The following is a 15568-nucleotide window of genomic DNA, read 5'->3' on the forward strand; positions in this document are numbered from 1 at the left end:
GAAAAGGTAATGGCGCGAACAAGCAGTGCTTACAAAGTACGACCCAAAGGCAGATACAGCGTCATGGGCTTGTCGGCACAAAGCGTGAAGCCGTAATGCAGGTAAAAATTTTGCGCAGCTGTGTCTTTGGCGTCCACCAGCATGGCGAAGGCCGCCACATGCTGTCGCGCTTGCAGGCAACGCTGCACCGCCAGGCCCACCAGCACCTGGCCCAATCCCCGCCCACGAAAGCGCAGATCGACCGCCAACCGCCCCAGTCTGAAACAGGGCACGGGGTATGCGGGCAAGGTTTTACGGGTTTCGGCGGGCAGCGCTTCATGGGCCACATGGGCCGCGCTCAGGCTGTAATAGCCGAGGATGGTTTGCGGAGTTTCGCTCTCGACCAGCACGCGCACGGTGCTGATGCCTTTTTTCTGGTGCTGCGCGGCCAAGCGGTGCACGTAGTCGTTCAGCGGCGGCACGCCGCAGTCAAAAGATGAACGGTCGTGGCGCTGGGCTTCGAGCAGTTGCTCTTCAAGCACGCTTGACCTTTGCCGCATCGGCCAAGGCACCCTGCAAGGCGGCATTTGGCGCGAAGTCGCCATTCAGCGCGGCCGCAAAGGCCTGAAAGTCCCGGTCGCTCAAGGTGATGCGCGACTCGCGCTCCAGCAATTCCAGCGCCTTGTCTTTGGCCGCCGCCCGCATGAAGGCCGACATGGTGGTGCCCATGAGCGCCGCCGCACGCGAGACCACGTCTTTTTCAGCGGCGTCCATTTTCAGGTCCAATCGGGCAGCAGAGGCGGTCATGGTACGGTCCTTTGAAGCGGGGTGTGAGGGGCTTATGGGTCAATTGGTACGGAATTTTACCGTATGGATTTGTTACCCCAGGGGCATATTTTGTTGTGAAAAAAGTTCACGTAAACACGTGCTACACTGATTTACGTGTTTTTCTAGAAAGAGATTTTTCATGAGCAACATCACCCTATCCATTGACGATAACCTGATTAAGCAAGCTCGCATCAAAGCCATCCAAGAAGGCACATCGCTGAGCGCAAAGATGCGCGAACTGCTGTCCTGGTATGTCCGGCAAGATACACCCGCTGCCCCCATCGTGATTCCCAAACTGCCTGTCTCCAAAGCTCGGGGCGGCCTGCAACCGGGCATTGACCCGGGCAGCAATCGCTCTATGTATGACGCAATGGACGCGGACATGGTCCTGACTCGGCTGTCATGACGCCTGATGTCAACGTGCTGGTGGCCGCTTACCGGCCCGACCACCCGCACCACTTGCCGGCCCGCGCCTGGCTGGACGATGCCGTTGTGCAAGCAGCCAACGGACGCACCAGCCTGATGCTGCTGGGCATGGTGGTGACAGGTTTGATACGGATCACCACCCACCCCAAAATTTTTCAACAAACAGATCCTTTACAAGACGTGACCGACTTTGTGGACAGCCTGCTCAGCTGCCCGAGCGTGCAATTTCAGTCACAGGGCACGACCTGGCCCAACCTCAGGCAAGTCTGTCTGGAGCAACAAGTCAGCGGCAACTTGGTCACCGATGCTTGGATCGCCTCAACGGTGATGCAATCCGGTGAGACACTCTGCACATTCGACCGCGATTTTTTGCGTCTGCTGCCCTCCAGCCAACTTCTTTTGCTCAAGCCCTGATTGCCCATGTCCACAGTCTTCAACTTCACCTTCGTGCCCTGGTTCCGGTCCGTGGCGCCTTACATCCACATGCACCGGGGCAAGACCTTTGTGGTGGGCATTGCGGGCGAGGCGATTGCGGCGGGCAAGCTGCACAACCTGGCGCAAGACTTGGCGCTGATCCAGAGCATGGGCGTCAAGATCGTGCTCGTGCACGGCTTTCGCCCGCAGGTGAATGAACAGCTGGCGGCCAAGGGCCACACGCCCAAATATTCGCACGGCATCCGCCTCACCGACAGCGTGGCGCTCGATTGCGCCCAAGAGGCGGCGGGCCAGCTGCGTTACGAGATCGAAGCGGCGTTCAGCCAGGGCCTGCCCAACACGCCCATGGCGGGCTCCACAGTGCGGGTGATTTCGGGCAACTTCATCACGGCTCGGCCGGTGGGCATTGTGGACGGCGTGGACTTCATGCACTCGGGTCTGGTGCGCAAGGTGGACGTGCAGGGCATCACCAACACACTGGACATGGGCGCGATGGTCCTGCTCTCGCCCTTTGGTTTTTCACCCACAGGCGAGGCTTTTAACCTGACCATGGAAGAAGTCGCCACCAGCGTGGCCACCGAGTTGCAGGCCGACAAGCTGATCTTTTTGACCGAGGTGCCGGGCATTCGCATCGAGCCGCACGCGCCGGCCAGCGACGACAACCCGATTGACACCGAACTGCCACTCGCCGCCGCCAAGCAATTGCTGGCCTCGTTGCCCAACCCGACCGAGCCCACCGACATCGGTTTTTACCTGCAGCACTGCGTCAAAGCCTGCGAAGAGGGTGTGGAGCGCAGCCACATCCTGCCGTTTGCGGTTGATGGCGCGTTGCTGCTGGAAATTTATGTGCACGACGGCATCGGCACCATGGTCATCGACGAAAAGCTCGAAGAACTGCGCGAAGCCACCTCAGACGACGTGGGCGGCATCTTGCAGCTGATTGAGCCGTTTGAAAAAGATGGCACGCTGGTCAAGCGCGACCGCACCGAAATCGAACGCGACATTGACCACTACACCATCATCGACCACGACGGCGTTATCTTTGCCTGCGCGGCGCTCTACCCCTATCCCGAAGCCAAAACCGCCGAGATGGCGGCGCTGACGGTGTCGCCCCAGTCGCAAGGCCAGGGCGATGGCGAAAAGGTGCTCAAACGCATCGAGCAACGCGCCCGCGCCATGGGCCTCAAAAGCATCTTTGTGCTGACCACACGCACCATGCACTGGTTCATCAAGCGCGGCTTTGCCCAGGTGGACCCCGACTGGCTGCCCGAAGCGCGCAAACGCAAATACAACTGGGACCGCAAGAGCCAGGTGTTGGTGAAAAAGCTCTGAGCTAAGCAGGCCTCCGTCACGGCCCAAGGGGGTCACTGTGGCATGGCCTCCCTCATGACCAGGCTTCATGACCAAGCATTGGGCAGGCCCAGCCAATCCGTGGTGTAAGCCGACGTCTTGCGCTCCTGCTTCATCCCCCAAACCGGCAGTGCGCCAATGCCGCCCGCACTGGCCAGCTTGAGCGTCCCTCGCCCATAGCGCTGGTTCAGCTGGTCCATGGCCAGCATCAGGCGCACGCGGTTTTCGGGCATGGTCTCGTCAAAGTCCAGTGTCAGTTGTTCGCGGGTGGCCGGTTGCAGGTCCATCAGCATCACGCCAGCTTTCGCGTATTTGAAGCCGGGTTTGTACAGGCGTTTGACGATGGCGTTGGCCGCCTGGGTGATGTGGGCGCTGTCGCTGGTGGGGCTGGGCAGGGGGATGCTTGCGCTGCGGCTGTATTGCGGGTCTTGTTGCCGGAAGGGGCTGGTGCGGATGAAGGCCATGATTTGGCCGGTGTGGCTGCCTTGCTTGCGCAGTTTTTCTGCGGCGCGGCAGGCAAATTCGGTGATGGCTTCTTGCAGTTCGATCAGCTCGGTCACCGGGTGGCCAAAGCTGCGGGTGCAGGCGATTTGTTGTTTGGCCGGGGGTTCGTCTTCGAACTCGATGCAGGGGGTGCCGTTCAGTTCGCGCACGGTTTTTTCCAGCACCACCGACCAGCCCGCTTTGGCTGCGGCCGGGCTCATGCGTTGCAGGTCGAGCGCGGTGCTGCAGTCCGAACCTTGACGAATGTTTGAAGCCGAATGCTCAGGCCCACATGCATGACCGCGCTTGTGGCCATGTTGACCAAAATATGGGCCTGCAATCGGGTACTTGGTTAGCGGTTTAAACCACCACCCGTTGTGCCACCAGCTTCACGCCCAAGGGCTTGCTAACTCGGGCCACGGTGTCAAAACGAGGGCTGGCGTCCGGGCGAAGCGCCTTGTACAAGGCTTCGCGGCCAATACCAGCGTCTTTTGCGATCTGCGGCATACCACGCGCTTGGGCAATTTCGCCCAAATTGACGGCACAAATTTCCCAAATTTACGAAATGATATTCCCAAATATTTGCACAAATAATCCCAAAATTACGATAGCATCAGGCCATGGCTAACCTTGAAATTTTCCCGCGACTTATCGCGCCGCACCTCCTTGAAGCCATGCGCGACACGCCAGTGGTTCTTTTGGCTGGTCCACGACAGGCAGGCAAGACGACACTGGTCAAGGAGATCGCTGGCAACAGCGGCGAATTTCGTTATCTGACCCTGGATGACGCGCTCACCCTTTTGTCGGCCCAAGAAGACCCGGTGGGCATGATACGCAGCTTGGACCGTGCGGTGATCGACGAGATTCAACGCGCCCCAGGTTTGTTGCTGGCGATCAAAAAAAGCGTGGACGAAGACCGTCGTCCAGGGCGTTTTCTACTCACAGGCTCAGCCAACTTGATGGCCCTGCCCACGGTGGCCGATTCTTTGGCGGGGCGCATGGAGACTTTGTCACTCCTGCCTTTGTCACAAAGCGAAATCGCAGGGCAGTCTGCCAACTGGTTAGACCGTGTGTTTGCTGACCACCTGCCTCAAGCGGGCTCATCTGCCCGAGACGATGACCTGATTGGCCGTGTGCTGCGCGGCGGCTACCCAGAGGCGTTGACGCGATCCACCGACAGGCGTCGCACAACTTGGGCGCGTCAATACCTCGCGGCCATCGTGGAGCGCGATGTCCGCGACATCGCCAACATCGACAAACTGGACCAACTGCCGCGTTTTTTGCGTGCCCTGGCTCAGATGGCCGGACAAATGTGCAACTACTCTCAACTCGGCGGCCAAGTGGGCATCGACCACAAAACCGCCGCCAAATATCTCGGCATCTTTGAGCAAATGTATTTGCTCAAACGCGTGGATGTATGGGCGCGCAATCGCCTCAAGTGCATGGTCAAAATGCCCAAACTTCAATTCATCGATGCAGGTCTGCTGGCCACCCTTTTGGACTTGACCGCTGAAGAAACCCAAAAAGACAAAACACGCTTTGGCCATGTGCTGGAAACCTTTGTCTATGCAGAATTGCTCAAGCACGCCAGCACCGCCGAGGGTGACTACCAACTGCTGTACTACCGGGATGCCGACCAGGTGGAAGTCGATGTGGTGATTGAAAACGCCGCAGGCCAGGTGGTCGGGGTTGAAATCAAGTCATCGGCCACCGTCAAAGAAAGCGACCTGCGTGGCCTGCGAAAACTCGCCGGACTGGCGGGGGCTGATTTCAAAATGGGCGTGCTGCTTTATGACGGCGACGAAACCCTGCCGCTGGGCGACAACATCTGGGCGGCCCCGTTGTCGACACTTTGGGGCAAGTGATATTTCGCACACACCCGACACGAATCCGCCGAATCACCTCAATCCCAACTTGGCCAAATGCGCAGCGCCCGCGCAAGCACGCCGTGGACAGCGCCGCCATCGACCGCTCCATCCTCAACTACGCCATCTTGAACGGCGCACTGGCGTTGCTGCCCCAGTCCTGGGCGTCGATGGCCATCATTGCGCTGCCAATCAAAATGGTCTACCGCGTGGGCCTGGCCCATGGCGTGTCGCTCGACCAAGGCCACATCAAGGAGTTCATTGCCGCTGCGACTTGCTGCGCCAAACCTACCAAGGCCTGTTGAGCAGCGGCAAAACCCTGCAACAGCAGCACTTGGGCGACATCCAGGCCCGGGCGTCCACCCTGGATGCGGGCGAGGTGATGCGCATGGTCAGGGGCTGATCAAGCGTCCGCAGGCGTGCGCCAGCGGACCGAGGTGCAGGCCTGAATTTGCTGTAATGGCGTCACACGCCACATGAAAGACCCTGATGCGCTGGCTTTTTTCCCTCTTGCCCTCCCTCTTGTTGCCCGTCTTGTTCCTTTTTTCTGGAGCCGCCATGGCCGTTGAAGAACCGCGTTACACCGTGCTCGTCTCTGACCCGCCTTTTGAGGTGCGCCGCTACGCCGCCTTCACTGTGGCGCAAACGCAAATCCAGGGGGACTTCGATGCAGCCAGCCGCAGCGGCTTTCGGCGCATTGCTTCTTACATCTTTGGCGACAACCTGCAAGCCGGGCTGGGTGCGCAGCGCAAAATTTCCATGACCGCGCCCGTGACCGTGGTGCCAGACGACCAGGGTTGGCGCGTGCATTTTGTGATGCCGTCGGCCGAGAGCGTGCAGACCCTGCCCCAGCCGCTCAACCCGCAAATCCAGCTGCGCCCCGTGCCCGAGCACGAAACGGTGGCGGTGCGCTTCAGCGGCTTCACCACACAAGCGAGCATTCAGGAGCAGACCGAGCGCCTGCGGGTTTGGGCGCAGGCTCGCCAACTCAAGCTCAGCCCCACCGCCCAAATCGCCCGATACGACGACCCTTTCACCCTGCCTTGGAATCGGCGCAACGAGATCTTGATTGACCTGATGCCCTGAAAGCAAGCGGGATCAATCGCCCTGTGCGGCCTGTGCCGTTGTCGGTCTGTTGTAGCCTTGGGCGATGGTTCAAACAGTCTTGTTGCCGTGACAGGGCGCATTCGCAAAAAACTCATTCAAGCCCAGCTTGAAGCCCTGCCCGCACCGCGCAGCGACGCCGTACTGTGTCCGCTGTGCGAGCGGCCCATTCCGCCCAGCCAACAAGACGCACACCATCTGGTGCCCAAGTCCCACGGGGGCGCACAGACCGTGGTGCTGCACCGCATTTGCCACCGCCAAATCCATGCGCTGTTCACCGAGACCGAATTGGCCCGCACCTACCCCACGGTCGAGGCCCTGAAGCAACCCGAAGAGATGGCTCGCTTCATCCGCTGGGTACAAACCAAGCCCGACGCATTTTTTGAAAAAAGCCGCAAGAGTCAGCGGCTCAAAAGCAAGCGCTGAGCCCCAGAACACCAACCCACGAACTTGCCCCTCAACACCCATGACCATGCCAACCTCGACCGCCAGCCGGATCGAACTGAAAGATTTTCATCTGGTGACCCGCATCGGCACTTATGCGCCCAGCGACACCGTGCCCGAGTACCACGCGCTGGACTTGACCCTCTGGGTCGACTCTGATCTGGTGCTGATTGCCCAAGACGGCATGGCGCATGTGTTCGACTACGACCCGTTGGTGGTCGAGATCGAACGGCTGGCGGCCGACGGGCTGTATGAAACCCAAGAGCGGCTGATGACGCGCATCGTGCAGGCCTGCGCGGCTTACCCCGCCATCGAGGCGCTTGAGGTGGCTCTGCGCAAATTTCCGGTGCGTGCGGACAGCGGCTCTTTGGGCGTGCGTTTGGTGGTGGACGGGGCGCGACTGAAGCGCATGCGAGACGACCTGAGCTGAAAGCATTCAGGGCGTAAGCCACTCCCAGGTGTTGGCGCTCAGCTGCGCCCGGCGGTGCCCGTCGCGCGACAGCGCCAGCCAGTCCATCTGAAGCACCTGCGCACGCAGCAGGGCAAAGCTGTGCGTTGGCGCGGGGACGCTGGACTTGGGTGCATCGGCCATGCCACTGGCTGGTGGCAACAGCGCACCCGGCGGCAGTGGCGACAAATAATCACCCGCAGCCGCCGACTGTTTGACCCCCTGCCAAAGCGCCTCGACCTCTGGGCCAGAGGTGATGACCGAGCAAGTCACCCGCACCCGCAATTGCCAGCTCAAACGCGCACTCCAAAACACCAGCATCGCTGGCGCTTTCGCTTGCAGTTGAGCCACCTTAGGACTGCGGCTGTCGGTGTAAAAAGTCAGCAGCCCAGCTCCCGCGTCCACCTGCCGCAGCACCACGGTGCGTGCATCGGGCAAGCCGTCTGCGTCGGCGGAGGCCAGCACCGGCGTGCGCCATTCGTGGTGCCGGTCCAGACTGGCCCGGCCCAGCTCTTTCCAAATTTGCGGGCGAATTTCTTCGGGCGTTTGCAGGTGGATTTTCATGATGATGGGGTCGGGTTGCGTTGAGTAGGGTGGGGCTTCAACCGAATGGTCTGACGTGTCGTGCGAGCTCACAACAACACAATCTCCACACTTCCCGTGAGCACCGGACGGCACAAAATCTTGTAGCCATCGGCATCAAAGTTGGCGGCCACTTGGCTGGCCGTTTGGCCCAGTTGACGGGCCGCTTCGGGGGTGGGGGCGCTGCCCAAATAGCACCAGTGCTTGACGACATGGATTTGCGTGAGTTCGGCATCGCGCTCCACCAAGCCCACAGCACCCGGGTAAGGCCAGCATTCCACGCGCAGCGCCAGCAAGCTGCTGAACAGGCGTTCGCGGTGGGCCTCGGGGGTTTCGTCGCCCCGGCACACACCGGCGCATTGGCGAATGGCAGCCCTGAAACAGGCTTTACCAAGCGGCAGTTTTTCCAAGCCCAGCGGGCCGTAGCACAGCTTGTTTTGGTCGGCGATGGCGCGCAGCGCATCCAGCGCCGCATGGCGGCTGGCGTACAGGCCATACAGCTCGGGCTGGCGGGCAAAGTCGATGTCACGGGCGTAGACCACTTGCGGCACCTCGCCCGTCAGTTGCAAGCTGCACAGCTGTTGGTTGCGACGCAGTTTTTGGTTGAACAGGGGGTGCTGGGCCTTGATCATTTGCGCCTCCAGCAGCAACGCGCCGATCTCGCCGGCCGTGCGGATGTGGCTGATGCGTTGGGTTTGGCGCAGCATGCGGGCCTCGTCGGGCGTGCGCAGGTGCGACAGCAGTCGCGAGCGGATGTTGATGCTTTTGCCGATGTACAGCGGCAAGTCGCCCTCTTGGCCATGGAAGGTGTAGACGCCCGCCCCAGTGGGTGCGTCTTCGATGGCTTCGCGCAGGTGCTGCGGGTATTCGTAGACCCGGCTTTCTTCAAAGTCGTCGCGGCGGTGGCGGGGGGAAATGGTGGCCATGTCAAACAGAGGAAATCATGTCAAGTGGGGTGCTGGTGAATGGTAGCGATCACCACGCCCCAGATGTCCACGCTTTGGCCTTCTTTGGGCACGATGTCGGGGTAATCGGGGTGGGATGCTTGCAAACGCAAGCCCGTACCGAGCAAGCGCAGGGTTTTGCAGGTGAAATCACCGTCAATCACGGCCAGCACGATGTGCCCATCGGCAGGCTCAATGGCGCGGTCCACCAACACCACCGAGCCATCCAAAATGCCCGCATCGCGCATGCTTTCGCCGCGCACCCGAATGTAAAACGTGGCCTGAGGGTGTCTGACCAACTGCTGCATCAGGTCGATGCACTCGACCTGATGGTCTTCGGCGGGTGACGGAAATCCCGCCGCAATGCTGGCGGGCAAGGCCTGAACCCACCAGTGTCCGGGGGGTAAGGCTTGGGGGGTGTCGGGGGCATGCATGGTCAGGGTCTGGCAATGGCGTGATTCACTCAAATACTGTTTATATTTACAGTATACTGACCCCGTCATGCTTCTTGCAGTTGTCTGACATTTTTGTTGATTCACGCCCCGGGCTTTGCGACCCGGGGTATTTTTGGGGGCACGGCACCCAAACCAAGCGTGCCATAACAGAAAGCACTGAGCTGCAGGACCTCTGCCTCAGCGGCACAAATCCCCATCAAGTTCAGGCCGCCGAACCGCTGACCCGGTGGCGGCGTTCAGCGCATTTGGGCGCTCAGACTGCCCAGCGGCGCAGAAAACTCGGCGCGCCAGTTTTCGCCCGCCAGCAAAGGCCAGGCGTCGGTCCAGGTGCCGGTGGTGATCACGTCGCCTGCCTGCAGGTCCACCGCGCCGGGGCATTGGCGCAGTTCTTTCAAAAAGTGGTGCAAGGCATTGAGCGGGCTGTCGAGCACGTTGGTGCCGCTGCCCTGCTCCACCGCCTGGCCATTTTTGAACAGCGTGACGCGGGCCTGCGCCAGCAGGGTGTGCAAAGCCTGTGCATCGGCGGCCAGTTGCTGAACGGGCAGGCGTTGGCCCACCAGCAGGCGGGCGTGCAAGCCGCTGTCGGCCATGGTGTCGGTGGCGGTGAACTTCCAGTCCAGGCAGTGCGACTGCACAACCTCAAAACCGGGGGCCAGCCACTCGATGGCTTCAAACAATTGCTGAAGGCTGGCGTTGGCTGGGGGCGTGGCCTTCATGCCGAAGACGATTTCGGGCTCCAGCCGGGGCTGGCAGGTGGGGGTCAGGTCGATGCTGCCTTCGGCCGTCCCTGTTGCCGTGGGCTCGGCAAAGCCCAGACCTGTGTCCCAGACCGTGCCCCACATGGGGCCAAACACCTCGTAGCGCTGCCACAGCGTGCGGTTGGTGAAACCGATCTTGTAGCCCTTGGGCACTTCGCCGCGCTGCTGGCGCAACTGGCGCACAGCCAAGGCTTGTTGGTAGGCCGCTGCCGTGTCAGGGCCGCCCACCACGCCGGGGGCCTGGCCCCACAAACGGGCTTGGTCGTGGTGCTGCAAGAGTTGTTCGGGGGTCATGGGGTGTCTCCTGATGAAAAGTGAAATAGACCGATGCTGACGGGTCAAGCGCGTGCTGCATCAGCGCTGCAAAAAGCCTCGCAGACCCAGGCCACATCGCCGTGACTGCGGGTGGACTCACAGGGCCACATAACGACCGTCGCCTTGACGGGCAATTTGCCCCTGCGCCAGCAGTTCATCCAGGTGCATGCCGATGGTGTTGCGCTCGGCGCAAGGCACAAAGGGCACGTCGTAGCCTTGCGGGTACAGCAGGCGGCGACTGACCAGCTCATCCAGGCTGTGCGGGGTCTGCAAATAGCCCAGCAGTTGCGCGCTGCGCTCGTCAATCTTGCTGGCAAAGCGCGCCAGATCGTCCAAAAACTGCGCCCGGTCTGTGATGACCGCTTTGTGGTGCGAGGTGGCCCAGATGCGGGCGTCCAGCTCGGCCACTTTCTTCAGTGTTTGCCGAAAGTCGCTCAGGCTGGAGGTGGCGTCGCCGTAGTAAGGCCCAAAGCCGCTCAGGTCGATGTCGCCAATGAAGGCCAGGCCTTCGCTTTCGACCACCAAGGCGCAGTGGCCTGCGGTGTGGCCTGGCAAGTGGTGCGCCCGCACGCGCACGCCGCCGCCCAGGTCCCAGACCGCGCCGTCGCTGTAAGCCGTGGCGTCGGGCCGGGGCTGGTAATGGAAGTCCTTTTGCACGATGGCGTGCATGGCGTCCAGCACCTCGGCGGGGTAACCGTAGTGTTGGCACAAGCCATCCCACGACTGGGCGGCGGCCAGGTCGGCCTCGTGCACCTGCACACGGGCATGCGGCAGGCGGTGCAGCCCGGCCATGTGGTCTTCGTGCACATGGCCCAGGATGACCAGGTCCACCGTGTCCAGCTCGGGGCCGATGCGGTTGGCCACCTCGGGCGTGTCAAAGGCCACGCGCATGTCGGCCCCCTGCACAATGAGCTGGTTGCCGTCGGGGTACTTGCCCGACTTTTCACCCAGGTGCACACGGACCGCACCAAAATTCAACACCGAGGTCATGGTTGCCTTTCCTGAACTGCGCCCCATCCAGGGCGCGACAGGCCACTATAGCCAGCGTGACACCCCAATGCTGCCGCGCGCGCTACAGTGAACCGCATGACCGACCTGCCCTCCCCCGCCACCCTGGCCGCCACGGCCTTGATCGACAGCGACCACCCCGATGTGATCGCCTTGGCGCGCCAGCACGCGCAAGGCGCTACCGACCGCGAACGCGCGGTGGCGCTGTACCTGGCGGTGCGCGACCGCTTTCGCTACGACCCGTACCGCATCGACCTGTCGCCCCAAGGCATGCGGGCCAGCTCGGTCATCGCCCAAAGCTCGGGCTGGTGTGTGCCCAAAGCGGCGCTGATGGCCGCAGCCTGCCGGGCAGCGGGCCTGCACGCCCGCCTGGGTTATGCCGATGTGCGCAACCACATGAGCACCGAGCGCTTGCGCCAGACCATGCAGACCGATGTGTTCATCTGGCACGGCTATGCCGACATCTGGCTGGACGGCCAATGGGTCAAGGCCACACCGGCCTTCAACATCGAGCTGTGCGACAAATTCGGCCTGCTGCCGCTGGAGTTTGATGGGCGAAACGACTCGATTTACCACCCGTTCGACAAATCAGGCAACCGGCACATGGAGTACGTGAACCAACGCGGCACCTTTGACGACATGCCGCTGGCGCAGATCGTGGTCGACTTCCAAACCGTTTACCGAGGCTGGATGGCCGAAAAAGCCCCCTTGAAGGAAGCCAGCTTCGAGCAGGATGTGGCCAGAGAAACGCGATGACCCAACGCGCACTGGTTTTGCTGGACTCGATTGCGCTGGTCAACGCCACGCATGCGGGAACGGTGATCGTGTCCGGCTCGCACGGGGGCTTGTCGGCCTCGCATTTCGTCACAGCACAAACCCACAAACCTTTTGCGGTGGCTTTCAACGATGCAGGTGGTGGCAAAGACGATGCGGGCCGCGTGGCGCTGCGCGAGTTACAGGCCGTGGTGTGCTGGCCATTTTGTATGCGCACACTTCGGCCCGCATTGGCGAGGCACAAGACGGGCTGGACAACGGCGTGGTCAACGGCCTGAACGCTCTGGCGCTGGCGCAGGGCCTGCAGCTGGGCATGCGGGTGTCTGACGCCGTGCGGCACCTGACTGAAAGCGCAAACGGCCGTGCCCGCTCTTGAGTACCTGCGCCGCTGGCGTCTTTGGCTGTGCTTGAGTTTGGGACTCGGGGTTTCGGCCTACGGCCAGCCTGTGCCGGAACTTCTGCCGGGTGCCGACGGTTTGGCTCTGAAAGTTTGGGTGTTTCACCCTCCTCAAAAAACACATGACACACAGCGCCCAGTGGTGATCGCACTGCATGGGTGCGGCGGCATTTACGCCACGATCGGTTCGCGCAAAGGCCAGCTCAGTGCTCGCCATCAAGGCATGACCGATTTGCTGCTGGCGCAAGGCTACAGCGTGGTTTGGCCCGACAGCCTCACACCCCGACAAGAAATCAGTTTGTGCGAACAGCGCATGGCATCACGCCAGGTGCGGCAGAGCCATCGGCGCAATGACGTGCACACCACCTTGGCTTGGCTTGCCCAACAAACCTGGACAAATCACCAACGGGTTGCCTTGCTGGGTTGGTCCCATGGTGGGAGTGCCGTGCTGGCCAGTTCAGACAGCACACAAAAACTCCCTCCGTCCAGCGTGACGCCAGACATCGCTTTGGCCTTTTATCCGGGCTGCGCCGATGCACTGCGGCGTGCCTATCAGCCGACTTGGCCCGTGCACATGCTGCTTGGAGCCTTGGACGATTGGACCCCTGCCGAGCCCTGTGTGGCTTTGGCCGAGAAAGCAAGCATGAGCTTCAAGCTGTACCCGGACAGCCACCACGGCTTTGACAACCCGGTGGGACAAGTCCAACACTTGCCCCGTGTGCCCAATGGCCAACACCCGAGCATGGGTGTTCACGCTGGGCGCAACCCCGTGACCGGCCCGCAGGCCTGGCAGGATGTACTGGAGTTGCTCAAGAAACAGTGGCCGGATCCAGTCGCTCACTGAGCTGACGAGACGCAGCGGCCAAAGGCACAGCCTCGAAAGCCACGCGACTGGGCACGTCGCAGGCCACCCACATGGCGGGCGGCTGGGTGTGCATGACGATGCCGGCCACGCTTTCGACGCGGCTTTCGGGTGGCACGCTCGGGTCAGGGCTGCGGCAGATGGACAAAAAGCCGTCGGATTCGTCGCGCAAAAAGTGCTCCAACTCGGCTTGCCCAATGGGCGTTTGCAGCGCGTGTTGCCCGGCGGTGCTCAAGCGGTTGTGGCTCGACAAACCCGGGCCCATGGGGGCTTGTTCGGCCAACAAAGATTCACACACGAAATGGTTGGTGTGCACCACCACGCCGTCGGTGGGCGTGACCTCGGCCCAGCCTGCGGGCGAGACTTCAAAGCAGGCGGCCTGGCCCTGGGCGTCGGCGCAGGGCACGTTAGAGGCCGCGCCAAAGCCCAAGCCCAGATCAGTCTGCAAAGCCTGCAAACGCTCGCGGGCGTGCGCCACAGAGCGGCAGTCCAGCAAATGCCGCAGCAACACATGCACCGGAACGCCCACGCGAGTGCCGTCGCGGTTGGAGCGCAAGATGTTCAGGCCCAGCGCAAAGCCCGATTGGTTGATGCCGATCTTGGCCAGCATGCCCGCCTCGGTCAGGGTGGTGATGCTCTGGCCGCTGGGACCTTGGGTGTGCAGCACGACCAGGGCTTCGCGTTGGCGGCCCATCCAGTCCCAGTTTTGCGCGAGCCAGGCTTGGCCTGTGCGGCTGGCGGCGGCGGTGACGCCCATGGCCGTGCATTCGCCGTCGCGCAAGGCACTGTCCCAAGCGGCTTGCTCCAGCCAGTCGGGCAGGCCTGCGGCGCGGTTGGCGGCCAGGGCCGCTGATGCAGCGTCTTTCAGGTGCGGCGCATCGGCCAAAAACGTGGGCGGCAAAATTTCGGTGCGGCAGTTCAGCGCCATCAGGCTGCCCAAGCTTTGGCCACTGCCTTGGGCCATGCCGCGCAACTCTTCCATCAGATCGGCGTCGACCTGTTCAATCACCGGCTCAAAGCGCATGGCGCGCTCGCAGGCGCTGGCCCAGTCGATGCCACAGGCGGCAAACAAACGGGCGTAGGTGACCACGCTGTGCTGGATGCGGTCTTGGGCCTCGCGGCCATAAATCTGGCCGCGTTCATGGGCCGAAGCGGCGCCCAGGGTGTCGATGCAAGGGAACATGGGAAGGTCTCCAGAAATTGGGTTGCAGTGCCAGATGGGCATCTTCAGAAATTACTCGGCATCAAGACCCGAAGCAATGGCCGGAAACTGCCGGGCCACATGCACCACCGCGCGCACAGTGGCGGTGCAACGGACCGGGTCCTGATCGAAGTAGACAATGTAGTTTTCATGGGCCACCAATTCATGCGCATCGGCGACACGCTGGCTGGCCCTGCGCGGGAAATTGGGATCGCTGAGACCATCGACTTGGGTGTCGATCCAGAGCCACAAATCGAGCGCTGCAAGAGGGTTGTCTTTGGCAACCCAGGCTTGTATCGCGTCCAGATCTGCTTGGTATTCCGGACGACGGATGATTTGCCAATGTTCACAGCTCATGGCTGGTGCAGGGCTTGCCGTTGGGCGAGCTTGGCGGCACGAACGGCTTGCCATTCTTCGTGCGACACGTCAGGGCGCGGGTCATCACGGCTGGCCTTGACTTTGGCAGCGACCCAGCGGTCGTATTCGGCAGCGCGGGTCAAGGCCTGCGCCCTGTCAGGCCGGGAGCGCTTTTGCAAAGCCGCTTGTTCGGGCTGCCACTCCTCCAAATGGTCCAGCACGATGCGTTGCACACCCAGCTTGTGCAGCAATTTCAAAGCACTGTCGGTGGTGCCAAACAGGCGCGGCACCGCGCTGCGCGCCTGCACCAACAAGGCCTCGCCTGTGCGGGTCACCAACTTCACACAAAAACGGGGGCCTTGGGGCACCAGCGCCACCGACTCGATGGCACCGTGCGCCAATGCGGCTTGAAATTGGGTTTGGGTTAGGGTGAGCATGATGGGACAATTAACGTTAATCAAGCGCATTTTATACATTAAAAATACGCCCCCACAGCACCCTGCAAAACCCCAACACACGATCGAACCAAGTTGCCCAGCGCACCCTTTGGCAC

At 61.7% G+C, this 15568-nt stretch carries 23 protein-coding genes and 1 pseudogene; 12 read left to right on the forward strand and 12 right to left on the reverse strand.

The window, feature by feature from the left end:
* Positions 1-29: 29 nt before the first annotated feature.
* On the reverse strand, positions 30-521 hold the full coding sequence (locus tag AMM41_RS19050; protein WP_194944875.1) for a GNAT family N-acetyltransferase: 492 nt from the start codon (positions 519-521) through the stop codon (positions 30-32).
* Complete coding sequence (locus tag AMM41_RS19055) at positions 514-786, reverse strand: type II toxin-antitoxin system TacA family antitoxin (protein WP_089963125.1); 273 nt, start codon at positions 784-786, stop codon at positions 514-516. Before AMM41_RS19055 ends, AMM41_RS19050 begins: the two co-directional genes overlap by 8 nt.
* A 160-nt stretch (positions 787-946) precedes the next feature.
* Here AMM41_RS19055 and AMM41_RS19060 point away from each other — a divergent pair, with 160 nt between their 5' ends.
* The 3 genes from AMM41_RS19060 to argA are packed head-to-tail and all read left to right on the forward strand — an operon-like array spanning position 947 to position 3000.
* Positions 947-1213, forward strand: a complete 267-nt coding sequence (locus AMM41_RS19060; RefSeq protein WP_089963128.1) for a hypothetical protein — start codon at positions 947-949, stop codon at positions 1211-1213.
* Positions 1210-1647, forward strand: a complete 438-nt coding sequence (locus AMM41_RS19065; protein ID WP_089963131.1) for a TA system VapC family ribonuclease toxin — start codon at positions 1210-1212, stop codon at positions 1645-1647. Before AMM41_RS19060 ends, AMM41_RS19065 begins: the two co-directional genes overlap by 4 nt.
* A gap of 6 nt (positions 1648-1653) precedes the next feature.
* A complete protein-coding gene (gene argA / locus AMM41_RS19070; RefSeq protein ID WP_089963133.1) occupies positions 1654-3000 on the forward strand; it encodes an amino-acid N-acetyltransferase in 1347 nt (448 codons plus the stop codon).
* Positions 3001-3065: 65 nt separating this feature from the next.
* Here argA and AMM41_RS19075 read toward each other — a convergent pair whose 3' ends face one another.
* Both AMM41_RS19075 and AMM41_RS19080 read right to left on the reverse strand, forming a co-directional pair.
* Positions 3066-3722, reverse strand: a complete 657-nt coding sequence (locus AMM41_RS19075) for a DinB/UmuC family translesion DNA polymerase (RefSeq protein WP_228769363.1) — start codon at positions 3720-3722, stop codon at positions 3066-3068.
* 139 nt (positions 3723-3861) lie between these two features.
* Positions 3862-4035 (reverse strand): annotated as a pseudogene (locus AMM41_RS19080) (addiction module antidote protein); the annotation flags it as partial.
* A gap of 86 nt (positions 4036-4121) precedes the next feature.
* Between AMM41_RS19080 and AMM41_RS19085 the strand changes: the two are divergent.
* The 6 genes from AMM41_RS19085 (at position 4122) to AMM41_RS19105 (ending at position 7344) form a co-directional block, all read left to right on the forward strand.
* Complete coding sequence (locus AMM41_RS19085) at positions 4122-5366, forward strand: ATP-binding protein (protein ID WP_089963136.1); 1245 nt, start codon at positions 4122-4124, stop codon at positions 5364-5366.
* A gap of 83 nt (positions 5367-5449) precedes the next feature.
* A complete protein-coding gene (locus AMM41_RS19090) occupies positions 5450-5671 on the forward strand; it encodes a hypothetical protein (protein WP_194944876.1) in 222 nt (73 codons plus the stop codon).
* Positions 5641-5769, forward strand: coding sequence for a hypothetical protein (locus AMM41_RS22395; protein WP_255350451.1), 129 nt, complete (start codon positions 5641-5643; stop codon positions 5767-5769). Before AMM41_RS19090 ends, AMM41_RS22395 begins: the two co-directional genes overlap by 31 nt.
* Positions 5770-5924: 155 nt before the next feature.
* Positions 5925-6452: an SOUL family heme-binding protein gene (locus AMM41_RS19095; RefSeq protein ID WP_194944877.1), complete on the forward strand. Its 528-nt coding sequence runs from the start codon at positions 5925-5927 to the stop codon at positions 6450-6452.
* An 87-nt stretch (positions 6453-6539) separates the two neighbouring features.
* Positions 6540-6896, forward strand: coding sequence for an HNH endonuclease signature motif containing protein (locus AMM41_RS19100; protein WP_228769364.1), 357 nt, complete (start codon positions 6540-6542; stop codon positions 6894-6896).
* Between the two features lie 40 nt (positions 6897-6936).
* Positions 6937-7344, forward strand: a complete 408-nt coding sequence (locus AMM41_RS19105) for a dihydroneopterin aldolase (RefSeq protein WP_228769365.1) — start codon at positions 6937-6939, stop codon at positions 7342-7344.
* A 6-nt stretch (positions 7345-7350) separates the two neighbouring features.
* On the opposite strand, the gene AMM41_RS19110 is transcribed toward AMM41_RS19105, so the two are convergent.
* The 5 genes from AMM41_RS19110 to AMM41_RS19130 all read right to left on the reverse strand — a co-directional run bounded on the left by AMM41_RS19110 (position 7351) and on the right by AMM41_RS19130 (position 11406).
* Positions 7351-7926, reverse strand: a complete 576-nt coding sequence (locus AMM41_RS19110) for a pyridoxamine 5'-phosphate oxidase family protein (protein WP_089963229.1) — start codon at positions 7924-7926, stop codon at positions 7351-7353.
* Positions 7927-7994: 68 nt separating this feature from the next.
* Complete coding sequence (gene cho, locus AMM41_RS19115) at positions 7995-8870, reverse strand: excinuclease Cho (protein ID WP_089963141.1); 876 nt, start codon at positions 8868-8870, stop codon at positions 7995-7997.
* Positions 8871-8890: 20 nt separating this feature from the next.
* Positions 8891-9322 (reverse strand): LexA family protein, encoded by a 432-nt coding sequence (locus AMM41_RS19120; RefSeq protein WP_089963144.1) that lies wholly within the window; start codon positions 9320-9322, stop codon positions 8891-8893.
* A gap of 257 nt (positions 9323-9579) precedes the next feature.
* Entirely contained in the window at positions 9580-10395 is an 816-nt protein-coding gene (locus tag AMM41_RS19125; RefSeq protein ID WP_089963147.1) for a 2-keto-4-pentenoate hydratase, read from the reverse strand.
* Between the two features lie 117 nt (positions 10396-10512).
* Positions 10513-11406 (reverse strand): MBL fold metallo-hydrolase, encoded by an 894-nt coding sequence (locus AMM41_RS19130; protein ID WP_089963150.1) that lies wholly within the window; start codon positions 11404-11406, stop codon positions 10513-10515.
* Between the two features lie 96 nt (positions 11407-11502).
* Between AMM41_RS19130 and AMM41_RS19135 the strand changes: the two genes are divergently transcribed.
* From AMM41_RS19135 to AMM41_RS19145, 3 genes are all read left to right on the forward strand, one after another.
* Positions 11503-12180 carry a transglutaminase domain-containing protein gene (locus tag AMM41_RS19135; RefSeq protein ID WP_089963152.1) on the forward strand — a complete coding sequence of 226 codons (678 nt, stop codon included), beginning with the start codon at positions 11503-11505 and terminating at the stop codon, positions 12178-12180.
* The gene (locus AMM41_RS19140) at positions 12177-12476 is read left to right on the forward strand and encodes a hypothetical protein (RefSeq protein ID WP_089963155.1); all 300 of its coding nucleotides are present in this window, start codon (positions 12177-12179) and stop codon (positions 12474-12476) included. The genes AMM41_RS19135 and AMM41_RS19140 overlap by 4 nt, the downstream gene beginning before the upstream one ends.
* Before the next feature lie 84 nt (positions 12477-12560).
* Complete coding sequence (locus tag AMM41_RS19145) at positions 12561-13439, forward strand: dienelactone hydrolase family protein (protein ID WP_158273318.1); 879 nt, start codon at positions 12561-12563, stop codon at positions 13437-13439.
* On the opposite strand, the gene AMM41_RS19150 is transcribed toward AMM41_RS19145, so the two are convergent.
* From AMM41_RS19150 to AMM41_RS19160, 3 genes are read right to left on the reverse strand one after another with little or no spacing between them, the layout of a single operon-like run.
* A complete protein-coding gene (locus AMM41_RS19150; protein WP_158273317.1) occupies positions 13405-14640 on the reverse strand; it encodes a C45 family autoproteolytic acyltransferase/hydolase in 1236 nt (411 codons plus the stop codon). The genes AMM41_RS19145 and AMM41_RS19150 overlap by 35 nt on opposite strands.
* Positions 14641-14691: 51 nt before the next feature.
* Positions 14692-15015, reverse strand: coding sequence for a type II toxin-antitoxin system RelE/ParE family toxin (locus AMM41_RS19155; protein WP_089963163.1), 324 nt, complete (start codon positions 15013-15015; stop codon positions 14692-14694).
* On the reverse strand, positions 15012-15452 hold the full coding sequence (locus AMM41_RS19160) for an antitoxin PaaA2 family protein (RefSeq protein ID WP_089963165.1): 441 nt from the start codon (positions 15450-15452) through the stop codon (positions 15012-15014). The genes AMM41_RS19155 and AMM41_RS19160 overlap by 4 nt, the downstream gene beginning before the upstream one ends.
* Between the last annotated feature and the right edge of the window lie 116 nt (positions 15453-15568).

The sequence above is a fragment of the Limnohabitans sp. 2KL-3 genome, assembly GCF_001269405.1.
Taxonomy (GTDB): Bacteria; Pseudomonadota; Gammaproteobacteria; order Burkholderiales; family Burkholderiaceae_C; genus Limnohabitans_A.

What these genes read in the sequence shown, in the direction of transcription:
- AMM41_RS19075 (WP_228769363.1), bottom strand. Translation starts at nt 3,722, where the DNA reads ATGAGCCCGGCCGCAGCCAAAGCGGGCTGGTCGGTGGTGCTGGAAAAA.
- AMM41_RS19065 (WP_089963131.1), top strand. Translation starts at nt 1,210, where the DNA reads ATGACGCCTGATGTCAACGTGCTGGTGGCCGCTTACCGGCCCGACCAC.
- AMM41_RS19085 (WP_089963136.1), top strand. Translation starts at nt 4,122, where the DNA reads ATGGCTAACCTTGAAATTTTCCCGCGACTTATCGCGCCGCACCTCCTT.
- AMM41_RS19055 (WP_089963125.1), bottom strand. Translation starts at nt 786, where the DNA reads ATGACCGCCTCTGCTGCCCGATTGGACCTGAAAATGGACGCCGCTGAA.
- AMM41_RS19155 (WP_089963163.1), bottom strand. Translation starts at nt 15,015, where the DNA reads ATGAGCTGTGAACATTGGCAAATCATCCGTCGTCCGGAATACCAAGCA.
- AMM41_RS19130 (WP_089963150.1), bottom strand. Translation starts at nt 11,406, where the DNA reads ATGACCTCGGTGTTGAATTTTGGTGCGGTCCGTGTGCACCTGGGTGAA.
- AMM41_RS19120 (WP_089963144.1), bottom strand. Translation starts at nt 9,322, where the DNA reads ATGCATGCCCCCGACACCCCCCAAGCCTTACCCCCCGGACACTGGTGG.
- AMM41_RS19105 (WP_228769365.1), top strand. Translation starts at nt 6,937, where the DNA reads ATGACCATGCCAACCTCGACCGCCAGCCGGATCGAACTGAAAGATTTT.
- AMM41_RS19110 (WP_089963229.1), bottom strand. Translation starts at nt 7,926, where the DNA reads ATGAAAATCCACCTGCAAACGCCCGAAGAAATTCGCCCGCAAATTTGG.
- AMM41_RS19135 (WP_089963152.1), top strand. Translation starts at nt 11,503, where the DNA reads ATGACCGACCTGCCCTCCCCCGCCACCCTGGCCGCCACGGCCTTGATC.
- argA (WP_089963133.1), top strand. Translation starts at nt 1,654, where the DNA reads ATGTCCACAGTCTTCAACTTCACCTTCGTGCCCTGGTTCCGGTCCGTG.
- cho (WP_089963141.1), bottom strand. Translation starts at nt 8,870, where the DNA reads ATGGCCACCATTTCCCCCCGCCACCGCCGCGACGACTTTGAAGAAAGC.
- AMM41_RS19095 (WP_194944877.1), top strand. Translation starts at nt 5,925, where the DNA reads ATGGCCGTTGAAGAACCGCGTTACACCGTGCTCGTCTCTGACCCGCCT.
- AMM41_RS19125 (WP_089963147.1), bottom strand. Translation starts at nt 10,395, where the DNA reads ATGACCCCCGAACAACTCTTGCAGCACCACGACCAAGCCCGTTTGTGG.
- AMM41_RS19150 (WP_158273317.1), bottom strand. Translation starts at nt 14,640, where the DNA reads ATGTTCCCTTGCATCGACACCCTGGGCGCCGCTTCGGCCCATGAACGC.
- AMM41_RS19140 (WP_089963155.1), top strand. Translation starts at nt 12,177, where the DNA reads ATGACCCAACGCGCACTGGTTTTGCTGGACTCGATTGCGCTGGTCAAC.
- AMM41_RS19160 (WP_089963165.1), bottom strand. Translation starts at nt 15,452, where the DNA reads ATGCTCACCCTAACCCAAACCCAATTTCAAGCCGCATTGGCGCACGGT.
- AMM41_RS19060 (WP_089963128.1), top strand. Translation starts at nt 947, where the DNA reads ATGAGCAACATCACCCTATCCATTGACGATAACCTGATTAAGCAAGCT.